The following is a 7,524-nucleotide window of genomic DNA, read 5'->3' as shown; positions in this document are numbered from 1 at the left end:
GGTCTCCTCGGCCGAGGTGCCGGGCAGCTGCTGCCAGGGCACCAGCCACGGCGCCACGGCGACCACGGCCAGCACCGCCGCGCCGGCGATCCGCCGTGCCCAGCGGCCGCGGGCCGGTCCCTCTGCACTGCGTCGAGCGGTGACCATCGTCGCCCCCTCCGGTCGGTTGACCAGGGTTCGGAGCAGCGACGGGTGCGGATGGGTCCGGCGGTGGACCGCGCGGCGGGGTGGTCAGCGGGAGGCCGACGAGCCGCGGCCCGGACCGGCGCGCCGGACGCTCCGGAGGCGGTCGACGGCCAGACCGACGGCCGTCCCGAGCGCCAGCCCGAGCAGGTCGGCGAGCAGGTCGAGCGGGTCGCCGGTGCGGCCGAGCCCCATGCCCTGCTGCAGCAGCTCCGAGGCGAGCGCCCAGGCCGCCAGACCGGTCAGCACCGCGACCCGGGGCCAGCCGGTCCAGTGCCCCAGCAGCGCGAGCAGGGCGAAGAGGGCGCCGTGCAGCACCGTGTCGTCGACCGGCAGTGGTTCTCCCCCGCCGGCGGGGCGCAGCAGCAGCCAGGCGCTCAGCGCGAGCACCGCTGCCAGCACCACCCGCGGCAGCCGCCGCGTGCGCACCCTCGGCTCAGCCCCGGACGGCGGCGGCCAGCGCGTCGGCGCGGTCGGTGCGCTCCCAGGTCATGGTGTCGAGCTCGCGCCCGAAGTGGCCGTAGGCCGCGGTGCGAGTGTAGATCGGGCGCAGCAGGTCCAGGGCGTCGATGATCGCAGCCGGACGCAGGTCGAAGGTCTGCTTGACGGCGTCCTCGATCTGCTCCACCGGCACCTTCTCGGTGCCGAAGCAGTCGAGGTAGAAGCCCACCGGGTGCGCGCGGCCGATGGCGTAGGCCACCTGCACCTCGCACTGGTCGGCGAGCCCCGCGGCGACGACGTTCTTGGCCACCCAGCGGGTGGCGTAGGCCCCGGAGCGGTCGACCTTGGACGGGTCCTTGCCGGAGAAGGCGCCGCCGCCGTGGCGGGCCGCGCCGCCGTAGGTGTCGACGATGACCTTGCGCCCGGTCAGCCCGGCGTCGCCCATCGGCCCGCCGATGATGAACTGCCCGGTCGGGTTGACGAAGAGCCGCGGGTCGTGGTGGTCGAGGTCGTAGGCCTCCAGCACCGGGTCGACCACGTGGCGACGGACGTCGGGGGTGAGCAGGCGGTCCAGGTCGATGTCGGCGGCGTGCTGGGCCGACAGCACCACGGTGTCGAGCCGGGTCGGCCGGCCGTCCACGTACTCCACCGTGACCTGGGTCTTCCCGTCGGGCCGCAGGTAGGGCATCGTGCCGTCCTTGCGGACCGCGGTGAGCCGCTCCGACAGCCGGTGCGCCAGGTCGATCGGCAGCGGCATCAGCGAGGGCGTCTCGGTGCAGGCGTAGCCGAACATGATGCCCTGGTCACCGGCCCCCTGCAGGTCGTAGCGCTCCTCGGAGGAGTCGCGCCAGTGCTCGTAGGAGCTGTCCACACCGCGGGCGATGTCGGGCGACTGCGAGCCCAGCGAGATGCTGACCCCGCAGGAGGCGCCGTCGAAGCCCTTGGCCGAGGAGTCGTAGCCGATGCCGAGGATGGTGTCGCGGACCAGGGTGCGGATGTCGGCGTAGGCCTCGGTGGTCACCTCACCTGCCACCACGACCAGGCCGGTGGTGACCAGGGTCTCCACCGCCACCCGGCTGCTCGGGTCCTCGGCCAGCAGCTCGTCGAGGATGCGGTCGCTGATCTGGTCGGCGATCTTGTCGGGGTGGCCCTCGGTGACCGACTCCGAGGTGAACAGCCGGTTCCGACGGGCGCTCTGGGCCGACATCGCATCCGCTCCTGACGTGGTTCTGCGACCTGTCGGCCGCGGCGGGTGTGGACGGGGTGCGAGCTCCGTGCGGGTCGCGCGTGCCGGGATCGCCGACCGCCCGAGACTAGCCCGCGACCCTCAGCCGCCGGACTGCGTCCAGGATGTGATGGGCGACCGCCTCCTTGGCGCCGGTGTGGTCGACGGCGCTGCCGTCGGCGCCGAGCACGGTGACCGCGGTGTCGGCCGAGCCGAACACCGCTCCCCCGCTGACGTCGTTGACCACCAGCAGGTCGCAGCCCTTGCGGCGCAGCTTCGCCGCGCCCACCTCGGCCCGCTCGGCCGGGTCGGCGATGGTCTCGGCGGCGAAGCCGACCACCACCTGACCTGGACGCGCCCGGGTGGCCGACAGCCCGGCCAGCACGTCGGTGGTCTGGCGGAGCCGGACGGTCAGCTCGTCCTCGCCGCTCTTCTTGATCTTGCTGCCGCTGCGCTCGACCGGGGTCCAGTCGGCCACCGCGGCCGCCATCACCACGACGTCGGCGCTGGCGGCCTCGACCCGCATCGCCTCGGCCAGCTGCTCGGTGCTGCCGACCCGGACCACCCGCACCGAGGACGGCGGGGGCACGTCGAGGTGGGCCCCGACCAGCGTCACCCGCGCCCCGCGCAGCGCGGCGGCGCGGGCCAGCGCGACGCCCATCCGGCCGGAGGAGGCGTTGCCGAGGAAGCGGACCGGGTCGAGCGCCTCGCGGGTGCCGCCGGCGCTGACCACCACCCGCTGGCCCTCCAGGTCGCGGACCGCGGCCGAGGGTGCGCCGAGCAGGGCCTGGCACTGGGCGTAGAGCTCGTCGGGCTCGGGCAGCCGGCCCGGCCCGGTGTCGACGCCGGTGAGCCGCCCGGAGTCGGGGTCGACCACCACGGTCCCGCGCCTCCGCAGCAGCGCGACGTTGTCCCGGGTGGCGGGGTGCTGCCACATCTCGGTGTGCATGGCCGGGGCCATCAGCACCGGGGCGGTGGTGGTCAGCAGGACGTTGGTCAGCAGGTCGTCGGCGCGACCGGCGGCCGCCCGGGCCAGCAGGTCGGCGGTGGCCGGCGCCACCACCACCAGGTCGGCGGCCCGGCCGAGGCGGACGTGCGGGACCGCATCGGATCCGGTCCACACGTCGGTGCTCACCGGACGTCCCGACAGCGCCTGCCAGGTGTCGACGCCGACGAAGCGCAGCGCGTTGTCGGTGGGGACGACGGTGACGCCGTGGCCGGCCTCGCTGAGGCGGCGCAGCAGCGTGCAGGCCTTGTAGGCCGCGATGCCACCGGCGACCCCGAGCACGATCTCGGCCACGGGCGTCAGCGGGTCGGGTCGGTCGTCAGGGGTCGGCTCAGGCGACGCCGGGGCCGTCGTCGTCGAAGCCGCCGAAGTCGGCCTCGCCGCTCTCGGCCTCGACCGGGGCGTCGGGGTCGATGTGGGTCATCTGCAGGACGTCGGCGTTGACCTCGCGCAGCGCGATCGACAGCGGCTTCTCCTGCACCCCGGTCTCGACCAGCGGGCCGACGCTCTCCAGCAGCCCGTCACCGAGCTGGGAGTAGTAGGCGTTGATCTGCCGCGCGCGCTTGGCCGCGAAGAGGACCAGCTGGTACTTGGAGTCCACCTTGGTGAGCAGCTCGTCGATCGGCGGGTTGGTGATGCCCTCAGGGGTGTTGACGCTCAAGATCTGCCTTCTCTGGTGGTGGTCACAGGCTGGGTCAGGTTACCAGCCCGGACGGCGGCTACCAAGTGCGCTCGGGTGTCCCGAGCCCGATCAGCTGGACCAGCTCGGCCACCGTCGCGTCCACCTCGGTGTTGACCACGACGTGGTCGAACTCCTCGGCCGCGGCCAGCTCGGCCCGGGCGGTCTGCAGCCGGCGCTCTCGTTCGGCCTCGGTCTCGGTGCCCCGACCCACCAGCCGGCGGACCAGCTCCTCCCAGCTGGGCGGGGCGAGGAAGACGAACCGGGCCCCGGGCCAGCTGCGGCGGACCTGGCGGGCGCCCTGGAGGTCGATCTCCAGCACCACCTGCCGGCCCGCGGCCACGGCGGCCCGGACCGGGGCGCGGGGGGTGCCGTAGCGGTGCGTGCCGTGCACCACCGCCCACTCCAGCAGCCCGTCGGAGGCCACCAGCTGGTCGAACTCCTCGGCGCCGACGAAGTGGTAGTGCACCCCCTCCACCTCACCGGGGCGCGGCGGACGGGTGGTGGCCGAGACCGACACCATCAGCTCGGGGTGCTCCGCGCGCAGCCGCGCCACCACGGTGCCCTTGCCGACCGCGGTGGGGCCGGAGACCACGGTCAGGCTGCCGGTGCTCACCGCAGCTCCTCCAGCAGGCCCTCGCGCTGCAGGTGGCCCAGCCCGCGCAGCCGCCGGGTGGGGGCGATGTCGTGCCGCGCCATCAGCTCCGCGGCCCGCTTCGGTCCGAAGCGGGGCAGGCAGCGCAGCGCGTCGACGACCTTGATGTGGGCCAGCACGTCGTCCCCGCGGGCCTGCTCGACCAGGGTCGCGAAGGACCAGTCGCCGCGCCGCAGCCGCTCCTTGGCCTCGGCCCGACGGGTCCGCGCCGCCACCGCGGCCGTCCGGGCCCGGGCGCGCTGCTCCTCGCTCAGCCGCGGTACGGTCACCGGCCGATCACCTCCTCCTGGTTGCCGCCAACCTAGCCGAGACGCCGGCGTCCCGCTCCGGGCCGGCGCGGTGGGCGCGGAGGGCTCCGGGACGGGTGCCGGGTGGGGTGCCGGCGTCGTTACAGTGACCCGCAGCAGCCCCGCCCGAGGGGCCCGCACGCCGCGGTGCGCCGCCGCGGCCGACCCGTCCCGACCTGTGGAGGTTCCCCGATGACTGCCGCCGCCGACGCCGGTGCCGACCGCTTCGCCCGCTACCCCAGCCTCGCCGGCCGGGTGGCCTTCGTCAGCGGGGGTGCGACCGGGCTCGGGGCGGAGTTCGTCACCCAGCTGGCCGCCCAGGGGGTGGAGGTGGCGTTCACCGACATCGACACCGAGCACGGCGAGGCGCTGGTCCGCGAGGTCGCGGCGGCCGGGCTCCCCGAGCCCTGGTTCGCCCCCTGCGACGTCCGTGACGTGCCCGCCCTGCAGCGGGTGATCGGCGAGGCCGCCGCCGCCCGCGGCCCGATCACCGTGCTGGTCAACAACGCCGCCAACGACACCCGGCACCCCTACACCGAGCTGGACGCCGAGGCCTTCGACGACCGGATCGCGGTGAACCTGCGCCACCACCTGTTCGCCATCCAGGCGGTGGCGCCGATGATGCGCGAGCAGGGCGGCGGGTCGATCATCAACCTCGGCTCGATCAGCGCCCACGCCGACTTCATCGGCATGGTCGGCTACATCACCGCCAAGGCCGGGATCGAGGGGCTGACCCGCACCATGGCCCGCGAGCTCGGCCCGGACAAGATCCGGGTGAACTGCCTGATCCCGGGCTGGGTGCTGACCGAGCGCCAGCTCCGCGAGCACATCACCGAGGCCGATCTGGAGACGATCCGGCAGAAGCAGTGCCTGGCCGAGCCGGTGGTGCCGGCCGACCTGGCGCGGATGCTGCTCTGGCTGGCCAGCGACGACTCCGCCGCCTGCACCGGCCAGCAGTGGGTGGTCGACGGCGGCTGGCTCTGAGCCTCAGCCGAGGACGGCGGTCTCGGCCACCAGGGCGGTGACGGCCTGGCGCAGCGCGGGGGCGTCCGGGCCGGCGGCGAGCACCCCGCGGGAGCTGGTGGGCAGCAGCAGCCGCGGCACCGAGAACCGCTCGGCGAGGTCGGCGACGGTCGCGCCCTGCGCTCCCACACCGGGCACCAGCACCGAGCCGGTGAACGCCGACAGATCCAGCTCGGCCTGGCCGTGGGTGCCACCGACCACCACCCCGAAAGGCCCTGTCGCGCCCGACCCCACCCCGGCATCCTGAGCCTGTCGCGACGTCGTCCTGAGCCCGTCGGAGGAGGCGTCGTTGCGGGCCTGCACCTCGTCGACGACGGTCTGGGCGACGGTGCGGCCGTCGCGGGTGGCGAGCTGCAGCTGGTCGCTGTCGGGGTTGCTGGTGCGGGCCAGCACGTACAGCCCGCGACCGCTGGCCACGGCCGCGGTGAACGCCGGCTCCAGTGCCTCCAGCCCGAGGTAGGGGTTGACGGTGAGGGCGTCGGCGGCCAGCGGGCCGCCGTCCTCGAGGTAGGCGCGGGCGTAGCCGGCCATGGTGGAGCCGATGTCGCCGCGCTTGGCGTCCAGCACCGACAGCGCGCCGGCGTCGGCGACGTCGGCCAGCACCCGCTCCAGCACCGAGATCCCGGCCGAGCCGAACCGCTCGAACAGCGCCGACTGCGGTTTGAACACCGCCACCAGGTCACCAACGGCCGAGACCACCCCGCGGGCGAAGACCTCCAACCCGGACGGGTCGTCGGCCAGCCCCCAGGCGGTGAGCAGCCCGGGGTGCGGGTCGATGCCGACGCAGAGCCGTCCGCGCCGACCGGTCACCGCGGCCAGCCGCTCGCCGTAGGAGGGCCGTCCGGTGCCCGGCTGCGGGTCGGTGCTGGTCATCGGGGCTCCTCGGTGCGGTCGGCGTGGCGGGCGGTGATCTCGGCCACCAGGGCCGGGCCGGCGTAGATGAAGCCGGTGTAGAGCTGCACCAGCCGGGCGCCGGCGTCGAACATCGCCTCGGCGTCGTCGGCGGTCATGATGCCGCCGACGCCGACCACCGGCAGGTCGGCCCGTGAGCTGAGGTGGCGCACCACCTGCAGCGCGCGCTCGCGCAGCGGCGCCCCCGACAGCCCGCCGGCCTCGGCGGCCAGCCAGGCGTCCGGGGCGGCCAGCCCGTCACGGGACAGGGTGGTGTTGGTGGCGACCAGGCCCTGCACGCCGGTGCTGGTGCAGACCTCGAGCACCTCGTCCAGCGCCTGCTCGTCCAGGTCGGGGGCCACCTTGACCAGCACCGGCACGGGGTTGGCGCTGCGCCGCGACTCCGCGACCAGGGCGTGCGTGAGCTCGCGCAGCGCGGCGGCGTCCTGGAGGCTGCGCAGACCGGGGGTGTTGGGGCTGGAGACGTTGACCGCGACGTAGTCGGCGTGCGGGGCGAGCACGCGGAAGGAGGCGAGGTAGTCCGGGACCGCGTCCTCGACCGGCGTCACCTTGGTCTTGCCCAGCGACAACCCGACCGGGATACCGGCGGCCCGGTTGCCGCGCCGGACGCCGGCGGCCGCGAGCCGGGCGGCCACCGCGGTGGCGCCGTCGTTGTTGAACCCCATCCGGTTGACCAGTCCGCCCGAGGCCGGGGCGCGGAACATCCGCGGCCGGGGGTTGCCGGGCTGGGCGTGCGCGGTGACGGTGCCCAGCTCGACGTGGGAGAAGCCCATCGCCTGCCAGGCGGTCACCGCGCGGGCGCCCTTGTCCAGGCCGGCGGCCAGCCCGACCGGACCGGGGAAGCGGATCCCGAAGGCCTCCACCGGACGCGCCGGCACCGCCGTCAGCCGGCCGAGCGAGCGGACCAGCGCCGGCACCCGGCCGAGCTGGGTGAGGCGGGCGAGGGTGGCGTCGTGCACGGCCTCGGGGTCGCCGCCGTGGCTGGCGAACAGCGCCGGGCGGAGCACCCGCCGGTAGCCGACCCCGAGCAGCGCCCGCCTCGTCCGCGACGTGCGGGCGTCGCGGACGAGGCCGGTGCCGGTGCTCATGCCCGCGCGGCGTCCCAGGCGGTGC

General features: G+C 75.1%; 9 protein-coding genes. 1 reads left to right on the top strand and 8 read right to left on the bottom strand.

The window, feature by feature from the left end:
* Window positions 1–231: 231 nt before the first annotated feature.
* From DVA66_RS14505 to mihF, 6 genes are all read right to left on the bottom strand, one after another.
* A complete protein-coding gene (locus DVA66_RS14505) occupies window positions 232–612 on the bottom strand; it encodes a VanZ family protein (protein ID WP_198671781.1) in 381 nt (126 codons plus the stop codon).
* A gap of 7 nt (window positions 613–619) precedes the next feature.
* Window positions 620–1,831, bottom strand: coding sequence for a methionine adenosyltransferase (metK, locus tag DVA66_RS14500; protein ID WP_114560726.1), 1,212 nt, complete (start codon window positions 1,829–1,831; stop codon window positions 620–622).
* A gap of 106 nt (window positions 1,832–1,937) precedes the next feature.
* Complete coding sequence (gene coaBC, locus DVA66_RS14495; protein ID WP_198671780.1) at window positions 1,938–3,149, bottom strand: bifunctional phosphopantothenoylcysteine decarboxylase/phosphopantothenate--cysteine ligase CoaBC; 1,212 nt, start codon at window positions 3,147–3,149, stop codon at window positions 1,938–1,940.
* Between the two features lie 37 nt (window positions 3,150–3,186).
* Window positions 3,187–3,516 (bottom strand): DNA-directed RNA polymerase subunit omega, encoded by a 330-nt coding sequence (rpoZ, locus tag DVA66_RS14490; protein WP_114124865.1) that lies wholly within the window; start codon window positions 3,514–3,516, stop codon window positions 3,187–3,189.
* A 58-nt stretch (window positions 3,517–3,574) separates the two neighbouring features.
* Window positions 3,575–4,150, bottom strand: a complete 576-nt coding sequence (gene gmk, locus DVA66_RS14485; protein WP_114560725.1) for a guanylate kinase — start codon at window positions 4,148–4,150, stop codon at window positions 3,575–3,577.
* Window positions 4,147–4,458 (bottom strand): integration host factor, actinobacterial type, encoded by a 312-nt coding sequence (gene mihF, locus DVA66_RS14480; protein WP_114560724.1) that lies wholly within the window; start codon window positions 4,456–4,458, stop codon window positions 4,147–4,149. Before mihF ends, gmk begins: the two co-directional genes overlap by 4 nt.
* Window positions 4,459–4,668: 210 nt before the next feature.
* Here mihF and DVA66_RS14475 point away from each other — a divergent pair, with 210 nt between their 5' ends.
* Window positions 4,669–5,460 (top strand): SDR family NAD(P)-dependent oxidoreductase, encoded by a 792-nt coding sequence (locus DVA66_RS14475; RefSeq protein ID WP_114560723.1) that lies wholly within the window; start codon window positions 4,669–4,671, stop codon window positions 5,458–5,460.
* Between the two features lie 3 nt (window positions 5,461–5,463).
* On the opposite strand, the gene pyrF is transcribed toward DVA66_RS14475, so the two are convergent.
* On the bottom strand, window positions 5,464–6,372 hold the full coding sequence (gene pyrF, locus DVA66_RS14470) for an orotidine-5'-phosphate decarboxylase (protein ID WP_114560722.1): 909 nt from the start codon (window positions 6,370–6,372) through the stop codon (window positions 5,464–5,466).
* The coding region (locus tag DVA66_RS14465) for a quinone-dependent dihydroorotate dehydrogenase (RefSeq protein WP_332872875.1) at window positions 6,369–7,524 on the bottom strand (1,156 nt) is incomplete at its 5' end. The genes DVA66_RS14465 and pyrF, both read right to left, overlap by 4 nt.

The sequence above is a fragment of the Desertihabitans aurantiacus genome, assembly GCF_003344635.1.
In the GTDB taxonomy this organism is placed as follows: Bacteria; Actinomycetota; Actinomycetes; order Propionibacteriales; family Propionibacteriaceae; genus Desertihabitans; species Desertihabitans aurantiacus.
Note: the sequence above shows the minus strand (reverse complement) of the source record. Positions and strands in the feature narration are given on the sequence as shown.

Bases quoted from the DNA above. Each gene is read 5' to 3' on its own strand.
- metK (WP_114560726.1), bottom strand. From the start codon at position 1,831: ATGTCGGCCCAGAGCGCCCGTCGGAACCGGCTGTTCACCTCGGAGTCG.
- DVA66_RS14475 (WP_114560723.1), top strand. From the start codon at position 4,669: ATGACTGCCGCCGCCGACGCCGGTGCCGACCGCTTCGCCCGCTACCCC.
- pyrF (WP_114560722.1), bottom strand. From the start codon at position 6,372: ATGACCAGCACCGACCCGCAGCCGGGCACCGGACGGCCCTCCTACGGC.